The organism is Variovorax sp. DAIF25 (assembly GCF_050711835.1).
In the GTDB taxonomy this organism is placed as follows: Bacteria; Pseudomonadota; Gammaproteobacteria; order Burkholderiales; family Burkholderiaceae_C; genus Variovorax.
This window is the reverse complement of record NZ_CP136636.1, coordinates 775,802-793,037: the sequence shown is the minus strand read 5'-3', so window position 1 is coordinate 793,037 and position 17,236 is coordinate 775,802. Positions and strand designations below refer to the sequence as shown.

At 71.4% G+C, this 17,236-nt stretch carries 17 protein-coding genes; 7 read left to right on the top strand and 10 right to left on the bottom strand.

What is annotated here, in order from left to right; translation table 11 throughout:
• Nucleotides 1-32: 32 nt before the first annotated feature.
• The 4 genes from R0232_RS03725 to R0232_RS03710 form a co-directional block, all read right to left on the bottom strand.
• Nucleotides 33-1,595 carry an indolepyruvate oxidoreductase subunit beta family protein gene (locus tag R0232_RS03725; RefSeq protein WP_431511269.1) on the bottom strand — a complete coding sequence of 521 codons (1,563 nt, stop codon included), beginning with the start codon at nucleotides 1,593-1,595 and terminating at the stop codon, nucleotides 33-35.
• Nucleotides 1,592-3,754 (bottom strand): thiamine pyrophosphate-dependent enzyme, encoded by a 2,163-nt coding sequence (locus R0232_RS03720; RefSeq protein WP_431511268.1) that lies wholly within the window; start codon nucleotides 3,752-3,754, stop codon nucleotides 1,592-1,594. The genes R0232_RS03725 and R0232_RS03720 overlap by 4 nt, the downstream gene beginning before the upstream one ends.
• A gap of 181 nt (nucleotides 3,755-3,935) precedes the next feature.
• On the bottom strand, nucleotides 3,936-4,838 hold the full coding sequence (gene ligD / locus R0232_RS03715; RefSeq protein WP_431511267.1) for a non-homologous end-joining DNA ligase: 903 nt from the start codon (nucleotides 4,836-4,838) through the stop codon (nucleotides 3,936-3,938).
• Between the two features lie 85 nt (nucleotides 4,839-4,923).
• Nucleotides 4,924-5,910, bottom strand: coding sequence for a succinylglutamate desuccinylase/aspartoacylase family protein (locus tag R0232_RS03710; protein WP_431511266.1), 987 nt, complete (start codon nucleotides 5,908-5,910; stop codon nucleotides 4,924-4,926).
• A gap of 186 nt (nucleotides 5,911-6,096) precedes the next feature.
• On the opposite strand from R0232_RS03710, the gene R0232_RS03705 reads away from it, so the two are divergent.
• The gene (locus R0232_RS03705) at nucleotides 6,097-6,360 is read left to right on the top strand and encodes a hypothetical protein (protein ID WP_431511265.1); all 264 of its coding nucleotides are present in this window, start codon (nucleotides 6,097-6,099) and stop codon (nucleotides 6,358-6,360) included.
• Nucleotides 6,361-6,379: 19 nt separating this feature from the next.
• Here R0232_RS03705 and rpe read toward each other — a convergent pair whose 3' ends face one another.
• The 3 genes from rpe to R0232_RS03690 are packed head-to-tail and all read right to left on the bottom strand — an operon-like array spanning nucleotide 6,380 to nucleotide 7,850.
• Nucleotides 6,380-7,069 (bottom strand): ribulose-phosphate 3-epimerase, encoded by a 690-nt coding sequence (rpe, locus tag R0232_RS03700; RefSeq protein WP_093350724.1) that lies wholly within the window; start codon nucleotides 7,067-7,069, stop codon nucleotides 6,380-6,382.
• Nucleotides 7,070-7,119: 50 nt separating this feature from the next.
• On the bottom strand, nucleotides 7,120-7,560 hold the full coding sequence (locus R0232_RS03695) for a type II toxin-antitoxin system VapC family toxin (protein WP_431511264.1): 441 nt from the start codon (nucleotides 7,558-7,560) through the stop codon (nucleotides 7,120-7,122).
• A gap of 14 nt (nucleotides 7,561-7,574) precedes the next feature.
• Entirely contained in the window at nucleotides 7,575-7,850 is a 276-nt protein-coding gene (locus R0232_RS03690) for a type II toxin-antitoxin system Phd/YefM family antitoxin (protein ID WP_203204093.1), read from the bottom strand.
• A 99-nt stretch (nucleotides 7,851-7,949) separates the two neighbouring features.
• Between R0232_RS03690 and apaG the strand changes: the two genes are divergently transcribed.
• The 4 genes from apaG to R0232_RS03670 all read left to right on the top strand — a co-directional run bounded on the left by apaG (nucleotide 7,950) and on the right by R0232_RS03670 (nucleotide 12,890).
• Nucleotides 7,950-8,345, top strand: coding sequence for a Co2+/Mg2+ efflux protein ApaG (apaG, locus tag R0232_RS03685; RefSeq protein ID WP_057593319.1), 396 nt, complete (start codon nucleotides 7,950-7,952; stop codon nucleotides 8,343-8,345).
• An 80-nt stretch (nucleotides 8,346-8,425) separates the two neighbouring features.
• Complete coding sequence (locus R0232_RS03680) at nucleotides 8,426-10,402, top strand: site-specific recombinase (RefSeq protein WP_296799488.1); 1,977 nt, start codon at nucleotides 8,426-8,428, stop codon at nucleotides 10,400-10,402.
• On the top strand, nucleotides 10,399-11,673 hold the full coding sequence (locus tag R0232_RS03675) for a cation:proton antiporter (RefSeq protein ID WP_093350717.1): 1,275 nt from the start codon (nucleotides 10,399-10,401) through the stop codon (nucleotides 11,671-11,673). Before R0232_RS03680 ends, R0232_RS03675 begins: the two co-directional genes overlap by 4 nt.
• A complete protein-coding gene (locus tag R0232_RS03670; RefSeq protein WP_431511263.1) occupies nucleotides 11,670-12,890 on the top strand; it encodes a YbdK family carboxylate-amine ligase in 1,221 nt (406 codons plus the stop codon). Before R0232_RS03675 ends, R0232_RS03670 begins: the two co-directional genes overlap by 4 nt.
• Nucleotides 12,891-12,931: 41 nt before the next feature.
• Here the strand turns inward: R0232_RS03670 and R0232_RS03665 are convergent, their stop codons facing one another.
• Both R0232_RS03665 and R0232_RS03660 read right to left on the bottom strand, forming a co-directional pair.
• The gene (locus R0232_RS03665; protein ID WP_208508551.1) at nucleotides 12,932-13,159 is read right to left on the bottom strand and encodes a hypothetical protein; all 228 of its coding nucleotides are present in this window, start codon (nucleotides 13,157-13,159) and stop codon (nucleotides 12,932-12,934) included.
• On the bottom strand, nucleotides 13,156-14,136 hold the full coding sequence (locus R0232_RS03660; RefSeq protein WP_093350712.1) for a hypothetical protein: 981 nt from the start codon (nucleotides 14,134-14,136) through the stop codon (nucleotides 13,156-13,158). The genes R0232_RS03665 and R0232_RS03660 overlap by 4 nt, the downstream gene beginning before the upstream one ends.
• 97 nt (nucleotides 14,137-14,233) lie before the next feature.
• On the opposite strand from R0232_RS03660, the gene thiL reads away from it, so the two are divergent.
• Nucleotides 14,234-15,208, top strand: a complete 975-nt coding sequence (gene thiL, locus R0232_RS03655) for a thiamine-phosphate kinase (protein WP_431511262.1) — start codon at nucleotides 14,234-14,236, stop codon at nucleotides 15,206-15,208.
• Between the two features lie 13 nt (nucleotides 15,209-15,221).
• Here thiL and R0232_RS03650 read toward each other — a convergent pair whose 3' ends face one another.
• The gene (locus R0232_RS03650) at nucleotides 15,222-16,118 is read right to left on the bottom strand and encodes a LysR family transcriptional regulator (RefSeq protein ID WP_296781701.1); all 897 of its coding nucleotides are present in this window, start codon (nucleotides 16,116-16,118) and stop codon (nucleotides 15,222-15,224) included.
• Nucleotides 16,119-16,218: 100 nt separating this feature from the next.
• Here R0232_RS03650 and R0232_RS03645 point away from each other — a divergent pair, with 100 nt between their 5' ends.
• A complete protein-coding gene (locus tag R0232_RS03645) occupies nucleotides 16,219-17,232 on the top strand; it encodes a Bug family tripartite tricarboxylate transporter substrate binding protein (protein WP_431511261.1) in 1,014 nt (337 codons plus the stop codon).
• Nucleotides 17,233-17,236 lie beyond the last annotated feature (4 nt).

Sequence of the window (17,236 nt, the reverse complement as noted above, 5' to 3'; positions counted from 1 at the left end):
GTCGTTCTCTTTGGGGGAAGGGATGCGGGCCCTCAGCGCGCCGGCTTTCGCCGCACGATGTGGATGGGGTGGACGCGCGGCGCGGGCGGCGGCAGGCCCAGCGCGCGCGCCAGGGTGCGGCCCTCGGGGTCGGCCAGCGCGGCTTCGCGCGCGGCGCGCACGCGCTCGGCCGCCTGCGCGAGCGCGGCGGCATCGCCGGGCGGCGCGGCGAACTGGGCCTGCATGTCGTCGAGCACCGCGCCGAGGTTGCGGTGGCCGCGCTCGCTGGTCTCGCCGTAGCCCTTGACCAGGTTGCCGCACAGCGCGATCTCGTAGGCCAGCCGCGGGCTCAGCGCGAGCGCGGCGCGCACGGTGTCGAGCCAGCGCGCGATCATGGCCTGCTCGATCGCATAGCGCGCGCCGGCACGACGCAGCACGCGCAGCGAGCGCAGGCCGCACAGCATGGCGAAGCCCAGCACGGTGTCGGTGCGCATGTGCAGGCCCACGTTGAGCCGGTGCGCCTTGTGGGCCAGGCGCCGGCGCAGCCAGGCCGAGGCGCGCGGCGGCAGCAGCGAGCAGACCTCGTCGAGACCGGGCTTCAGGTATTCGGTCAGCCGCAGCGGCTCGCCCTGGCGCGCGCCCACCTCCTCGCGCACGCGTTGCAACCGTTCGCCGCGCGTCTTGAGGTCGGCCACGCGGATCACGTCCTCGTAGCTCATCCACAGCGCGAGATGGCGCGCGGTCTCGCGCGTCACGGGCAGCTCGCCGCCGAAGGGCCGCTCGAGCGCGAGCACCGCGTCGACGCGCTGCAGGTAGAGCGCGCCGTAGCGCGCGTCCTGGTAGTCGAGCACCTGCTGCAGGCCGTGGCCCAGCAGCTCGTGCAGCGGCTCGGGCATGGCGGCGATGCGTGGTTCGATGGGCGTGCGCGGCGACGCCGCGGCGGCACTGGCGGTGGCCTCCGGCGCGGGATGCGCCACCTGCTCGAAGCCCGCCGCGAAGCCCTTGAGACTGGCCTCCACCGCCTTGCCCGAGGCGCGGATCGCCTGCTCGCAGGCCTCGCGCGAGAACGGCAGCGCGCCGCTGCCGGCCATGGCGCCGAACATCACGGTGTTGATCACCGTGCCGTGGCGCCAGGCCAGCGCGCGCATGTCGAACAGATGGCTGTGCCGCGCGAGCTCGCGCGCGGCCTCGCTCACGCGCCGGCCGTCGTAGCGGCCGTCGCCCATGGCGGACTTCTCGGCCACCGCGAACTCGCGGTGCGTCGATGCCACCAACGTGGTGCGCCGCGGATGCACGAAGCCGCCCTGCAGCACGCGCCCCGCCTCCATCAGCTCGGAGGCAGCGACGATGTCGACGTCGCCCGGGCTCGGCGTCAGCGAGAACACCGGGCGCGCGCCGCCGAGCCGCGCGGCCTCGACCGGGTAGATCTCGATGTAGTAGTTGGTGGCGCCGGTGCGCTGCGCCACGCCGGGCACCGAGGTGCTCTGCACCGGGAAGCCCTGGGCCGTGGCCGCGGCGATCAGCCAGTCGGCCAGCACGCCGCCGCCCTCGCCGCCCATGGCGGCGACCAGCACGGTCACGATGCGCGGTGCGTCTTCGAAGGCGTCGTGGTTCATGCCGCCAGCGCCTCCGCGCGGTCGCGCGCCTTGCCGGCCATGAGGCCGATGACGCCGCTGCGCAGCCGGTGCAGCAGGCGCTCCCAGGTGCCGGCGTTCTGCACGATCTCGGCCTTGTAGAACGAGGGGCAGAGGATCGCGGCGTGCGCGTTCTCGCCGCACAGGCCGCAGCCCACGCAGCCCTGGTTGACGGTGGCCACGGGATCGGTGCGCAGCGCGCTCGGGTTGGGCTTGATGGTGAGCGACGGGCAGCCCGACAGCCGGATGCACGAGTGGTCGCCGGTGCAGACGTCGTCGTCGATGCCGAAGCGCGTGCGCACCACGCGCTCGCCGCGCTTGAGCTTCGCGGCCGTGACGGGCTTGATGCGGCGCTGGCGCTCGAGCTGGCATTCGCCGTCGGCGATGATGACCTTGAGGCCGCCCTCCTCGGTGGTCATCGCCTCCTGCAGCGTGTCGCGCATCTCGGCCACGCTGTAGCTGCGCACCTTGCGCACCCAGCCCACGCCCACGCCCTTGAGCGCGGCCTCGATGTCCAAGGTCAGCGGCCTGGCCGCGGGCTGCGTGGGCGAGGAGGGAATGGCCTGCGTGCCGGTGGCCGAGGTGTAGCCGTTCTTCAGGATCACGAGCACCGAGTCCTGGCCGTTGTAGACCGCGTTGACCACGCCGCTGGTGAAGCCGTTGTGCCAGAAGCCACCGTCGCCCATGATGCTGACGACCCGGTTGCCCATCAGCGGCGCGATCCCCGAGGAGCTCGCGAGGCCCAGGCCGTAGCCGAGCACCGTGCTGCCGGTGTTGAACGGCGGCAGGGTGCCGAAGGTGTGGCAGCCGATGTCGGCGCTGACGTGCACGCTGCCGAGTTCCTTCTGCATCAGCTTGATGGCGGCGAACACCGGGCGCTCGGGGCAGCCGATGCAGAAGCCCGGCGGCCGGCTCGGCACGGGCACGCCCAGCGCCTCGACCGCGCGCGGCTTGAGCGCGGCCAGCGGCGCGGCGCTGTCGGCCACCCGCACGGCGCCCTGGTCGCCGAGCGCTTCGGGCCGCGCCTGGCGGATGAACTCGGCCAGGCCGCGCACCAGCACCTCGCCGGTGTATTCGCCGGCCATCGGGAAGATGTCCTTGCCGTGCAGCCGCGTGTCGCAGCCGGCCTTGCGCAGCATCGCGTGCAGCGCGTCCTCCATGTAGTTGGGCTGCCCCTCTTCCACCATCAGCACCGCGCGCTTGCCGCGGCAGAATTCGATGAGCTCGTCGGGCACCATCGGGTAGACCACGTTGAGCACCTGCAGCGGAATGCGGCTGTTGCCGAAGGCATCGGCCAGGCCCAGCTGCTGCAGCGCGCGCAGGGTGCCGTTGTAGAGGCCGCCCGGCAGCACCAGGCCGACGTCGGCGCAGTCGCCGTCGAAGCGCTCGTTGAGCCGCGCGTCGCGGATGTAGGCCAGCGCGGCCGGCCAGCGCGACTCGATCTTCATGCGCTCCTGCGCGTAGATCGAGGGCGGCAGGTTGATGTTGGCGAAGTCGAAGCGCGGCTGCGAAATGGCCTCGCGCGTGGAGATGGCCGGCGCGCGGTTGTCCTTGCAGATGAAGCTGCCGTGCACGTGGCAAGCGCGGATGCGCAACTGCAGCATGACGGGCGTCTGGCTCGCCTCGGAGAGCTCGAAGCCGTGCTCCACCGCGTCGACGATCGAGCCCAGGTTGGGCCGCGGATCGAGCAGCCACATCTGCGACTTCATCGCGAAGGCGTGGGTGCGCTCCTGGATGATGCTCGAGCCCTCGCCGTAGTCCTCGCCGAGGATCACCAGCGCGCCGCCCTGCACGCCGGCCGAGGCGAGGTTGGACAGCGCATCGGACGCGACGTTGGTGCCCACCGTGGACTTCCACGTGACGGCGCCACGCACCGGGTAGTTGATGGAGGCGCCGAGCATCGCGGCCGCGCCGGCCTCGGAGGCACTGTTCTCGAAGTAGATGCCGAGCTCGTCGAGCAGCTCGCGCGCATCGCCGAGCACGTCGATCAGGTGCGAGACCGGCGCGCCCTGGTAGCCGCCGATATAGCTCACGCCCGATTGCAGCAGGGCCTTGGTGACGGCCAGGATGCCCTCGCCGTGGAATTCCTCGTTCGCGCCCAGCGAGAGGCGCTTGACTTCTTCGGCGAAGGATCGCTCCATGGTGTTCTTTGTCTCCGGCCGGCGCCGCGGGAAGCGCCGCATTTCATCGTGGGTGGCTCGTGGACGGGGACTTTAGGAGTACCTGTTCATTTGCCCAATCGATGGAATCGGAGTTACACATCGATGAATTCGATGTGACGTCGCGCAATGGGAACCGGCCGCCTGCGCGGGGCGGCAGCGCTCAGTTCACCAGGTAGCCGAGCCTGCGCATCGCGTCGCCGAGCCCCTTGCGGCTGCGCTCCATCGCGGCCCAGGGCGCGTTGCCGATCTCGAGCCGCTCGGCGATGGTCGCCACGGTCCAGTGGTCGGAACTGTCGACCTCGAACAGCTCGTCCCAGTCCAGCGGCACCGACACGCCCAGCCCCTGCCGCGCGCGCGCCGACCAGGCGCTGATGGTGGTGGCGCCGAAACCGTTGCGCAGGTAGTCGGCAAAGATCTTGCCGACGCGGTTGCGCGGCCCGCTCTTGGCGACGATGCGCTCGGGCACGCTGCGCGCGAGCTGCTGCACGATGGCCTGCGAGAAGCCCTTGACCTCGTCCCAGCCGTGCGCGCGCCGGATCGGCACCACCACGTGCAGGCCCTTGCCGCCGCTGGTCTTGAGGAAGGATGGCAGCCCGAGCTCGTCGAGCAGGGTGCGCACCAGCAGCGCGGCTTCCTGCATGCGCGGCCATTCCACGCCCTCGCCGGGGTCGAGGTCGAAGGTCATGCGGTCGGGCTGGGCGAAGGCGCGCGAGAGCGCGTTCCAGGTGTGGAACTCCACCACGTTGAACTGCGCCGCGCCGAGCAGGCCCTCGGCCACGTCGATTTGCAGCAGCGGCTCGTGGCCGGGATCGAGCGCCGGGTCGAGCAGGCCCACGCCGGCCATCTCGCCGTGCTGCGCATGCTTCTGGAAGAACAGCTCGCCCGCGATGCCGTCGGGCGCGCGCACCAGCGCCACCGGCCGGCCGCGCAGGTGGGGCAGCATCAGCGGCGCGACGCGCGCGTAGTAGGCGGCGAGCTCGCCCTTGGTGATGCCGCTCTTCGCGTCGACGAGGCGGTCGGCATGGGTGATGCGCGGCGTGGATTGCTTGCGGTCGGCGGCCATGGTTCGTTTCCTTGGTCCGCCATGGTCGTGCCCGCCCGGGGCCGCGGATGTAGGAACGCGACGGCGCGCCGTGTATTCCTGGCGCTCAGGCCGTGCCGTCGAGCCGCCGTTCGCTGGGCCGCGCGAAATAGAACCACTCGGTGTCCGGCAGCGCGAGCGCGTTGGGGAACACGATGCAGCCGTCGTCGGGCGCGGTCACGGGCGTGCCGTCGTGCCGCGTGCCGATGAGCTCGCCGCGGCGCACCGGATCGAAGGTGGCCCAGTCGCGCGCGAAGCGGTCGTCGGCGTGCAGCCGGTCGGTCACGCTGGCCAGGCGCAACAGGCGCGGCGGCACGTCGGGGCCGGCCGACAGGCCCGACGGCAGCGCCGCCATGCCCAGCAGCGCCAGCGTGCGGCGGATCGCGCGCCAGGCCACCTCGGGCGCCTGCGGATCCTGGTGCTGGCCGCATTCGAGCGTGACGCCGTAGCCGCCGCAGCTGCGGATGTATTCGTTGGTGCCGCGGCCGAAGTCGATGGCGGCCTCGTCGACCGCGGCGCCGCGCTGCGCGAGGCCCGCGGCATAGATGTCGAGCCAGCCCTCGACCACGATCGGCGTGCCCAGGTGCAGCGCGAGCTGGCCTTCCTCGGCGGCGCGCGCGAAGGGCTCGAGCGTGCCGGTGTTGTCGCGCGGGCCGATCATCGCGAAGGCCTCGCCCGCGCTCTGGAACGAATGCAGGTCGAGCAGCACCTCGTGGCGCGCGATCACGGGCGCCAGCACGTTGGTCACGCGGGCCTCGTAGTCGGCCGGCTCGGCCGCGGGCTTGAACAGCCGGTTGAGGTTGCGCTCGCCCTCGCGCTGCAGGCGCCGGCGCGCGAGCGGATTGGCCACCGGCACCAGCGTGAGCTCGCCGCGCAGCAGCGCGAGCTCGCCCGCCGCGAACTCGGCCAGCACCCGCTCGATGCCGGCGGTGCCGCTGGTCTCGTCGCCATGCACGCCGCCCATCACGAGCAGCCGGGGGCCGGGGTTCAGGGAGGCGAAGGCGTGGAGGCGAATGCTGTCGTGCGCGACGGCGTCGAAGGGAGAGGAAGCCATGCGGGGATTATGAGGAGGCCTCTTGACAGGTGCAAAGATGCTTCGCTTTTCATAGCACCGATCCTCGCGGCCACGAGGCCACGCCCGCGATCGACACGCAGCCTACAGCCGCGCCCTGGGCTGTCCTACCGGCCCCGCGCGGGCGGCCACGCAAGCTGGTGGCCACCAACGATCGAAGGAGCCCCCATGGCCAAGGACAACACCCCGACCCCAAAGCAGCCCGCCGATCCGCAGAAGGACGCGGGCGGCGGCAAGACCAAGATCGAACAGGGCGGCGAATCGTCGCCGCGGCTGCCGCACGAACGCGACCAGTCCTCGGACAGCCAGCAGACCCGCGACGGCAAGCCGACCGAACGTGGCCGTCGCGCGCATGACGATGTGGAACGCGGCTTGGTCGACACCGACCAGGGGCTGCGCGCCGACAAGGTCGGCGAGCAGGCCAGGCGCTGATTCGAAGGCCCGCTGCCGCTCAGGCGGCGGCCACGCCCGCGAGCTGCGTGCGCATCTGCGCGATCACGGCGCCATAGTCCTTGGCGTTGAAGATCGCGCTGCCGGCCACGAAGGTGTCGGCGCCGGCCGAGGCCACGCGCGCGATGTTGTCGGCCTTGATGCCGCCGTCGACCTCGAGGCGGATGTCGCGCCCGCTCTGCTCGATGCGCTTGCGCGCCTGCTCGATCTTGCGCAGCGCCGAGTCGATGAAGCTCTGGCCGCCGAAGCCGGGGTTGACGCTCATGATCAGGATCAGGTCGATGTCGTCGATCACCCAGTCGAGCACCTCGAGCCCGCGCGCCGGGTTGAACACCAGCCCCGGCTTGCAGCCGGCCGCGCGGATCGCCTGGATGCTGCGGTGCACGTGCGGCGTGGCGTCGGGATGGAAGCTGATGTAGTCGGCCCCGGCCTGCGCGAACGAGGCCGCGAGCGCGTCGACCGGCTGCACCATCAGGTGCACGTCGATCGGCACCGGCGTGCCGTCGGCCGTCTTCGCATGCGGCTTGAGCGCCTGGCAGATCATCGGACCGAAGGTCAGGTTCGGCACGTAGTGGTTGTCCATCACGTCGAAATGGATCCAGTCCGCGCCCGCGGCGATCACGTCCGAGAGCTCTTGGCCGAGCTGGGCGAAGTCGGCGGAAAGGATGGAGGGGGCGATGCGGAAGGTCATGGGCGGCGATTGTCGCAGCCGGCCAAAGGCGCAGCGGAGCTCCCGGACTTCTACGCCTGCCAGGGATCGACCAGCGCCACGCCGGTGCCGGCATAGCCGGCCGCGTCGCGCGAGACCACCGCGAGGCCGTGCTGCGCGGCGGTGGCGGCGATGATCAGGTCGGGCTGCGAGAAGGTGCGCCCGGCCTTGCGGCCCTGCTCGACCATCAGCCGCCACTTGAACATCACGTCCTCGCTGACCGGCAGCACGCGGTAGCCGAACATCGGCCGCAGCTGCAGCTGCAGCTGCAGCCAGTCGTTGAGCTGGGCGCGCTTGTGGATGTCGGCCACCAGCTCGATGCCGAAACGGATCTCCGCGAAGGTGACGGTGCTGACGAACAGGCTTTCGAGCGGCTGCGCGCCGACGAAGGCGACCACCCGGGGCTCGGGGCGCGGGCGCCGCAGCTCGGACAGCACGTTGGTGTCGAGCAGGAAGCCGCTCATGGCGCTCATGGCGCTCACGGCATTCACAGCTCGACGCTGCGCACCGGCGAGGCTTCGGAGGCGCCGACCGACAGCTCGATGTCCCGATGCGGCGAGGCCTGCAGCACGTCGACCAGCGCCTGGCCCGTGCGCGCGCCCTGCAGGCGCTGGAAGTCCTCGGCCGCGATCACCACGACCTCGTCGCGCCCATGGACCGTGACGTGCTGCGGCCCCTCGCTGTGGACACGACGCACCAGTTCGCTGAAGCGCGCCTTGGCGTCCTGCAGCGGCCAATGGCCTGGAAGGGATATTCTGGTCATACCGACCAGAATATCCCTTCATCGCCATTTCCGCAAGAAAGCCGGCCCGGCACCGGGAAGCTCTCCCCGCGCCAAAAACCAGCAGTTACCATCGCGCGCATGTCACACAGCCCCCTTTCCATCGAGGTCGAGCCGCGCTACCTCGCCGACCAGTCCTCGCCGAAGGAAGGCATCTACACCTTCGCCTACACCATCACGATCACCAACACCGGCTCGACCGGCGCCCAGGTGATCGCGCGGCACTGGCTGATCAACGACGCCTCGGGGCATGCGCAGGAGGTCAAGGGCCTGGGCGTGATCGGCCAGCAGCCGCTGCTGGCGCCGGGCGAGAGCTTCCGCTACACCAGCGGCTGCCGGCTGCAGGCCGCGAGCGGCACCATGCATGGCAGCTACCTCGTGGTGACCGAGGACGGCGAGCGCTTCGACGTGCCGATCCCGATGTTCGTGCTCGAGGCCGACATCGGCGGCGCGCCGGTCTCGCGCGTGCTGCACTAGCCTTTCCCGCTCGGGCACCCGCACGGAATTTCTCCCGCTGCGGCATCGCCCTCCTCTTCCCTTCTCGATTCCCTCCTCCCATGGCTGCCGCTTCGCGCGACCTGCAGGGGCTGCTCGCCGGCCTCGATCCTTCCGCCGACGTGGCTCGGCGCCACATCTGGCTCATCGACCTGTTCGACTGGCTGCGCGGCGACCGTGCCTCGCCGCAGGCGGCCATGGGCCGCGTGCAGCTGCTGCTCGACGCCATCGAGGCGCGGCCCGAGCTGCGCGAGCGCGTGCGCGCCTGGTGGCGTGCCTTCACGCGCGACGTCGACCTGTCGACGCTGCTGGCCGACTACGGCTTCGCGCCGCGCACCGCCTTCCTCAGCGAGTTCAACGAGCGGCTGCGCCGCAAGATCCTGCCGGGCACGCCCGAGACCACCGACGCCTCGGAGCTGTTCCGCATGGTGCTGCCGGGCGACTTCGATGCACGCTGGATCGCGCTGCTGGAAGCGCCGCAGCTGGTGCGCATCGGCGCGCTGCTGGCCGATGAAACGGCCGACGACGGCACCACCGTGCCGCGCTGGCGCGCCACGCTGATGGATGCCATCACCTACTGCGCGAGCCAGCTGGTGGCCGCGGGCTTCTCGTCCGAACTGCGGCTGCGCATGCGCAGCACCGAGGAGAGCCGGCCCTTCCATGCGCTGATGGCCGAGCTCGACGAACTGCGCGAGCGGCTGTTCGAGGACCGCCCGCGCGACGAGGCCGCGGTGCAGGCGGCCTTCGTCGCGTTCCGCGACCGGCTCGATGCCTGCCGCGCAAGCGCCGCCTCGGTCTACGCGCACCTGGAAGACAACGGCATCTCGGTCGGCCTGGTGTTCCGCGTGCGGCAGATGCGCGAGCGGGTGCTGCGCATCCGCGAGCTGCTCGACGGCCTGATGTCGCCCACGCCCGCGGTCAGCATCGCGCGGCTGGTCGGCCGGCTGGTGCAGGCCGGCAGCGAGCGCAACAGCATCCGCGCGCTGATCGCCTCGAACTCGTCGATGCTCGCGGCCAAGGTCACCGAGCGCAGCGCCGAGACCGGCGAGCACTACATCACGCGCGACCGCGCGAGCTACCGGCAGATGGTGCGCAAGGCCGCGGGCGGCGGCGCGCTGACCTCGCTCACGGTGCTCGCGAAGTTCGGTATCTACGCGCTGGGCCTGTCGGCCTTCTGGAGCGGCCTGGGCTCGGGCGTGATGTATGCCGCCAGCTTCGTCGCGATCCAGCTGCTGCACCTCACGCTCGCCACCAAGCAGCCGGCCATGACGGCGCCGGCGCTGGCCGCGCGGCTGCGCGAGATCCGCGCCGACAGCGGCCTCGACGAATTCGTCGACGAGGTCGCCAACCTGGTGCGCTCGCAGGTGGCGGCGGTGCTGGGCAACGTGCTGGTGGTGGTGCCGGCGGTGGCCGCGCTCGCCATCGCCTGGCGGCTCGCGCTGCACCAGCCGCTGCTCGATGCCGCGCATGCGGCCGCCGTGCTGCAGTCGCTGTCGCTCGCGGGCCCCACGGCGCTGTTCGCGGCCTTCACCGGCGTGCTGCTGTTCGCCTCCAGCCTGATCGCGGGCTGGGCAGAAAACGCCTTTGTCCTGCATCGGCTGGACTCCGCCATGCGGTACAACCCCCGCATCGGCGCCGTCCTGGGCGCCGCCCGGGCCCGTCGATGGGCCGACTTCATGCGCACCCACATCTCCGGTTTCGCCGCCAACATTTCGCTGGGCCTGATGCTCGGACTGCTGCCAGCGGTCGCGGGCTTCTTCGGGCTCGGCCTCGACGTGCGCCACGTGACGCTGTCGGCCGGCCAGATCGGCGCGGCCGTGGTGTCGCTCGGCCTGCCGGTGCTGCAGCAGCCGCTGCTGTGGTGGGCGGTGGCGGCGATCCCGGTGATCGGTGCGCTCAATGTGAGCGTGAGCTTCTATTTCGCATTCCGGCTGGCGCTGCGCGCGCACAGCGTGAGCCTCGCCGACCGCGCCCGCATCCGCGGCGCGCTGCGGGCGCGCTGGCGCAGCCGGCCCATGAGCTTCTTCCTACCCGCATGAATCTGACGAGTCTCACCGCCGACCTGATGGGCTTCTGGTCCGAATGGGCCCGCCCCTCGGCCGGCCTTCCCACCGTGCTGTGGTCGCTGCTGCTGGCCGCGGCCGCGGCCTCCGGCCACCTGGTGCGCCGCTACATGGGCATGCCCAAGGTGGTCGGCTATTCGATCGTGGGCACCATCGTCGGCTTCGCCGGCTTCGAGGGCGCGATCTGGCCGCTGCGCGGCATCAGCCTGTTCCTGCTCGAGCTCGGCGTGGCCGTGGTGCTGTTCGAGGCCGGCGGCCGGCTGCCGCTGCGCTGGTTCCGCCACAACCCGATGGTGCTGGTGCAGAGCCTGCTCGAAGCCACGCTGACCTACTTCGGCGTGTTCTGGGTGCTGCGCCTGCTGGGCCTGCCCGACCCGGTGGCCAACCCGCTCGCGCTGATGGCGATCGTCGCCTCGCCCGCGGTGCTGAGCCGCGTGATCATCGACACCCGCGCCGCCGGCCCGGTGACCGAGCGCGCGATGACGCTGGCCACGCTCAACACCTTCTACGCGCTCGCGCTCGGCTATGCGCAGGCCGGCCTGATCGAGCGCGCGCCGCAGACCGTGCTGCAGAAGCTCTACCCGATCGCGGTGGTGCTGGGCCTGTCCTTCGTGGTGGGCGCGCTGATGGCGCTGGCGCTGCGCACCGCGCTGCGCGTGATGAGCCCGACCAGCGAGAACACCTCGCTGCTGCTGCTGGCGCTGATCGCGGCCGGCGCCGCCGTCACCGCGCACATCGGCGGCTCCGCGCCGCTGGCCGCGCTGATCGGCGGCGTGCTGCTCAAGACCTTGAACCCCAAGCCCTGGGCCTGGCAGCGCCAGCTCGGCACCGCGTCTTCGCTGCTCACCATGCTGATGTTCGTGCTGGTGTCGATCGTCGCGGCGCAGGCCGACTGGACGCTGCCCGTGGCCAGCGTGGTGCTGGCGCTGATCGCCGTGCGCATGGTCGCCAAGATCGCCGGCGTCGCGATCGCCAACCCCGGCAGCGGCGCAAGCTGGAAGCAGGCCTTCTGGGTCGGCTGCGCGATGTCGCCGCTGTCCTCGATCGCGCTCCTGATCGCCTCCAATTTCGCCACCGCCTCGCCGCTGCTCGGCACCATGATCACCCAGGTCGCGCTGCCCTCGATCCTGCTGATGGAACTGCTGGGCGCCGTGCTCGCCACGGTCGCGATCCATGCGGTCGGCGAGAGCTCGGTGCCCTGGGCGCCCGAGGCCTTCAGCAGCACCGCCGAGGACACGCAGCGATGAGCAGCCACACGACCACTCCCCCGAGCCCCGCGATCGACCCGGACAGCGACGACGTGCGCTCGGCCCCGCTCGCGGCCGATCCCGCGAGCCGCGCCGTCAAGCTCGAGCCCTTCAACAAGTCGGAGGCGCTGTCGCTCGGCGTCGAGCTCGAGCTGCAGCTCGTGAACACGCACGACTACGACCTCGCGCCGTATGCGGAAGACATGCTGCGGCTGATGGCGCAGACGCCGCTGCCCGGCAGCGTGGTGCCCGAGATGACCTCGAGCATGATCGAGATCTCCACCGGCATCTGCCATTCGGCGCAGGACGTGATCGCGCAGCTCACGCCGATCCGCGACGCGCTGATCAAGAACGCCGACAAGCTCAACATCGCGGTGGTGGGCGGCGGCACGCATGCCTTCCAGCAATGGCACGAGCGGCGCATCTACGACAAGCCGCGCTTTCGCGAGCTGTCGGAGCTCTACGGCTACCTGAGCAAGCAGTTCACCATCTTCGGCCAGCACGTGCACATCGGCTGCCCCGATGCCGATTCGGCGCTCTTGATGCTGCACCGCATGTCGCGCTACATCCCGCACTTCATCGCGCTGTCGGCCTCCTCGCCCTTCGTGCAGGGGCAGGACACGCAGTTCGACTCGGCGCGGCTGAACTCGGTGTTCGCCTTCCCGCTGTCGGGCCGCGCGCCCTTCACCACGAGCTGGAAGGAATTCGAGGCCTACTTCGAGCGCATGACCCGCACCGGCGTCGTGCGCAGCATGAAGGACTTCTACTGGGACATCCGGCCCAAGCCCGAGTTCGGCACCATCGAGATCCGCGTCTTCGACACCCCGCTGACCGTGGCGCGCGCTGCCGCGCTCGCGGGCTACGTGCAGTCGCTGGCCGCCTGGTTCCTGCAGGAGCAGCCCTTCGAGCCCAGCGAGGACGACTACCTGGTCTACACCTACAACCGCTTCCAGGCCTGCCGCTTCGGCCTCGACGCGGTCTACGTCGACCCGGCCAGCGGCCAGCACATGCCGCTGCGCGACCACATCCTGATGACCATGACCCAGCTCGAATGGCACAGCGAGGCGCTCAACGCCACGCAGGCGCTGGGCGAGCTGCGCACCAGCGTCGAGACCAACCGCAACGACGCGCGCTGGCTGCGCGAGCGGCAGGGGCGCGAGCGGCTGCTGGCCGAGGTGGTGCGGCAGGCGTCGCTGCGCTTTCGCGGGGGCGCGTAGGTAGCGAGTGCCCGAGGCCCGCGCCCATCCGCGCGGACGCCTCAGCGCGGCACGTAGCCCTTCTCGAGCACCGCGCCGTCCTCGGCATCGATCACGAAGCGCGCGCGCGCGCCGAAGGCGACGGCATTGCTCTCGATCTCCCAGCGCGCGGACTGCTTCGAGAAGAACCAGGGCTTGCGCAGCCGCGCCTGCACCGGCTCCACGAAGGCCCAGCCCTGCTGCAGCGCGATGCGGCGCGCGACGCCGATGGCGGTGGCTTCGTCGATCATCGCGCGGGCGCGGGCTGCAGCCGCGGCGAGGACGGTTGGGCCGGAGCCTGCGCGGGCAGCGGCGGCAGCGCCTGCGGCATGCGTGGATGCGTGGGCATCGGCCCGTCGCTCACGCCGACCCAGAACAGGGTGCCACCCAGCGAGATGGTGCCGATGGCCATGCCCTCGGCACGCATCTGCGACACGGTGACGTAGCCGAACTGGATCGGGAAACGGTAGGCGCCGAGCGCCTGCGACAGGCCGTGCACCCGCAGCTGGCCATAGCCCTCGGCCATCGCTTCCTCGAGGTAGCGCAGCAGCGAGGACTTCGAATAGGCGTTCCAGCGGAACTGCGCGCGCAGCTGCCGCAGCGGGCCGGTGCGCGGCGAGAAGTAGCGGTGCACGAGCTCGTGGAACAGCGTGACCTTCTGCTCGCTGAGGCTCTGGGCGCGCGAGACCGCGATCTCGCCGTACATGGTGGTGCCGCCGAGCTCGCCGCCGGGCAGCGAGCGCGGCCGGCTCAGCGACAGCCCGTTGCCGGCCGGCGGCGGCGTGCCCACGTCGGGCAGCGGTTCGACGCGCGGCATGCCGCGCTGGACCACGGGCTTGGCGGCGCCGCGCAGCAGCATCGCCTGGATCGCGGAGATCCCCAGCAGCATCACGGCCTTCGCGAAGTGGCCGGCCGCCTCGTCGAGGTCGGCGCTGGTGCGGCCGTTGACGGCCTTGGTGGTGAATTCCGACAGCTCGCCCGCGCCCGAGAACACCGACATGCCGAGCGCCGCGAAGCCGACCACCAGCAGGATGATGTCGACCACCTCGCCCACGCCGAAGAAATGCGAGCCGGCCCACACCACCAGCGTGCCGGCGACGATCGCCAGCGCCTCGGGCTGCAGCATCGCCTCGACCGTGCCGCGCGCCTCGCCGGGCAGCAGCGGGAGCGAGCGGCGCATGGCTTCGCCGACGCGTTCGGTCGCGGACAGGGTCAGGGTATCGGGCATTCGGCGGATCTCCTCGGACAGTCCCCCAATCTAATGCATCGCGGCGGCGCCGCGTGTCGGCCATCGGCGCATGCCTTTCCCCGCTTATGCTCGGCGCATGGGTGAATTCGACCTGATCCAGCGCTACTTCCAGCGCCCCGCCACACGCTCGCCGCTGGGCGTGGGCGACGACTGCGCGCTGCTCGCGCCCGCGCCGGGCATGCAGCTCGCGGTCTCCTCGGACATGCTGGTCGAGGGCCGGCACTTCCTCTCGACCGTCGATCCGGCGCGGCTCGGCCACAAGGCGCTGGCGGTCAACCTCAGCGATCTCGCGGCCTGCGGCGCGAAGCCGCTGGCCTTCACGCTGGCGCTGGCGCTGCCGGGCGTCGACGAGAACTGGCTCGAGGGCTTCTCGCGCGGCCTGTTCGCGCTGGCCGACGAGCACGGCTGCGAGCTGGTGGGCGGCGACACCACGCGCGGCCCGCTCAACATCTGCATCACCGTGTTCGGCGAAGTGCCGGCCGGCGCGGCGCTGCTGCGCTCGGGCGCGCGCGTGGGCGACGAGCTGTGGACCAGCGGCACGCTCGGCGATGCGCGGCTGGCGCTCGAGAACTTCCGCGGCACGCTGTCGCTGCCGGGCCCGCTGTTCGAGCGCACGCGCGCCCGCATGGAACAGCCCGCGCCGCGCGTGGCGCTGGGCCAGGCGCTGCGCGGCATCGCGAGCGCAGCGGCCGACGTGAGCGACGGCCTCGCGGGCGACCTCGGCCACATCCTGCGCGCGAGCCGCGTGGGCGCGACGCTCGACGTCGACGCGGCGATGCACTGCATCGCGGCCGTGGCCGACGGCTCGGCCGCCGCCGCGGGGCTGGAACGCGACACGCTGCGCGCGATGGCGATCTCGGGCGGCGACGACTACGAGCTGGTGTTCACCGCGCCGGCCTCGGCGCGCGCGGCGGTGGAACAGGCCGGCCGCGACAGCACGACGCCGGTCACGCGCATCGGGCGCATCGATGCCGAGAGCGGCCTGCGCTTCGTCGATGCCGCGGGCGCGCCGGTGGCGCAGCGCTTCGGCTCCTTCGATCACTTCGCCTGAACGCCACACCGCCTCACAGCGTGCGCTTGAGCACGTCGATGAACTGGCGCGCCGCCTCCGACAACGTGTGGCCGCGCTTGGTGACCACCGAGATGTCGCGCGAGACGCGCGGCGCGCTCAGAAGCTTGATGACCAGCGCGGGATCGCCCGCTGCGCGCGCGAAGGCCGAGGGCATGATCGACGGGCCCATGCCGCAGGCGGTCATCCACAGCGCGGTCGAGAGAAAGGACACCTCGTGCGCGACCTCGAGCGCCACGCCCGCATCGCTGGCGGTGCCGTCGATCAACGGGCGCACGCCATAGCCGGGCCGCACCGTGATCACCGGATGGCGGCCGAGGTCGGTCCAGCGCACCACGCGCGCCTGCGCCAGCGGATGGTCGCTGCGGCACACCAGCGCGAGATGGTCGCGCAGCAAGCGCTGCGTCTCGACCTCGGCGCCGGGCCGCTCGGGCGTGCCGATGCCGAAGTCCACGTGCTCGCCGAGGATGCGCGCGATGAACTGGTCGGGCGCGCAGTCGCTGACCACCACGCGCACCTTGGGATGCTGCTGCTGGAACAGTCCGATCGCCTCGGGCAGGAGGAAGGAGGCCAGCGTCGGCGTGATCGCGATCGAGACGCGGCCGCGCTCGAGCGTGGCGAGGTCGCGGAAGCCGGCCGCGAGCGCATCGACGTCGCGCAGGATGCGCTCGGCGGCGGGCAGCATCTCCTGCGCGGCGGCCGTCGGCTTGAGCGAGCGCGTGGTGCGGTCGAACAGCCGCGTGCCCAATCCGTCCTCGAGCTGGCGCAGCAGCATGCTCACGGCCGACTGCGTGACGAACAGCCGTTGCGCCGCGGCGCTGAGCTGCCGCAACTGGTAGACGGCGAGGAAGGCGCGCAGCTGGCGGATCGTAGGACTGAAGTTCGCTTTCATCAGGAAACATGATATTTGGTTCTGAATTTCTTGATTTACGAATGAATCCGCCCATCGTTCAATCGGACGCAGAACAGACATGAACATTCAAGGAGTACCGATGACCGCAACGATCGCCCGCGGCGCGACACAACCGCTGCGCAGGCAATTGCTGCTGGCCGCGGCCGCCGCGCTGTCCGGCGGGTCCACCTTCGCACAGGCGCCCGCCGCGGGCGCCTTTCCCGACAAGCCGATCCGCGTGGTCGTGACCTTCCCGCCTGGCGGCAGCGCCGACGCGGTGGTGCGCATGCTGGTGCCGCGGCTCAACGAGAAGCTGGGTCAGCCGGTGGTGGTCGACAACCGGCCCGGCGCGGGCGGCAACGTCGGACTCACGCTGGTGGCCAAGGCACCGGGCGACGGCTACACGCTGGGCGTGGGCGCGGCGGGCGCGCTCGCGGCCAACGCGAGCCTCTATGCGCAGATGCCCTTCGATCCGCTGAAGGACTTCAAGCCCGTGGGCATGCTGGCCGCGATCCCGTTCGTGATCGTGGGCCATCCCTCGATCGCGGCGCGCAACCAGCGCGAGCTGATCGCGCTCGCGAAGACGCAGCCTGGCGGGCTGTCGATCGGCCATGGCGGCAACGGCACGGCGATGCACCTGTCGGCCGCGCTGTTCGCGCAGATGGCCGAAGTCAAGCTGGTCGAGGTGCCCTACCGCGGCTCGGGTCCGGCCGCGCTCGACGCGCTCGCGGGACAGGTGCCGCTCGCGGTGGTCGACCTGCCCTCGGCGCTGCAGCAGATCAAGGCCGGCAAGCTGCTCGCCTTCGCCGTCACCAGCCCCGCGCGGCTGCCGATGCTGCCCGAGGTGCCGACGGTGGCCGAGGCCGGCCTGCCCGGCTACGACTCGACCGGCTGGTTCGGCGTGGTGGCGCCCGCGGCCACGCCGGCGCCGGTGGTCGCGCGGCTCAATGCCGAGATCAACGCGGCACTCGGCGACGAACAGATCAAGGCCGCGATGCGCAACCTCGGCGTGGAACCCGCGCCGGGGTCGAGCGAGGCCTTCGACGCCTACATCCGCGCGGAGACCCGCAAGTGGGCGCAGGTGATCCGCACCGCCAACATCAAGCTCGAATAGACCC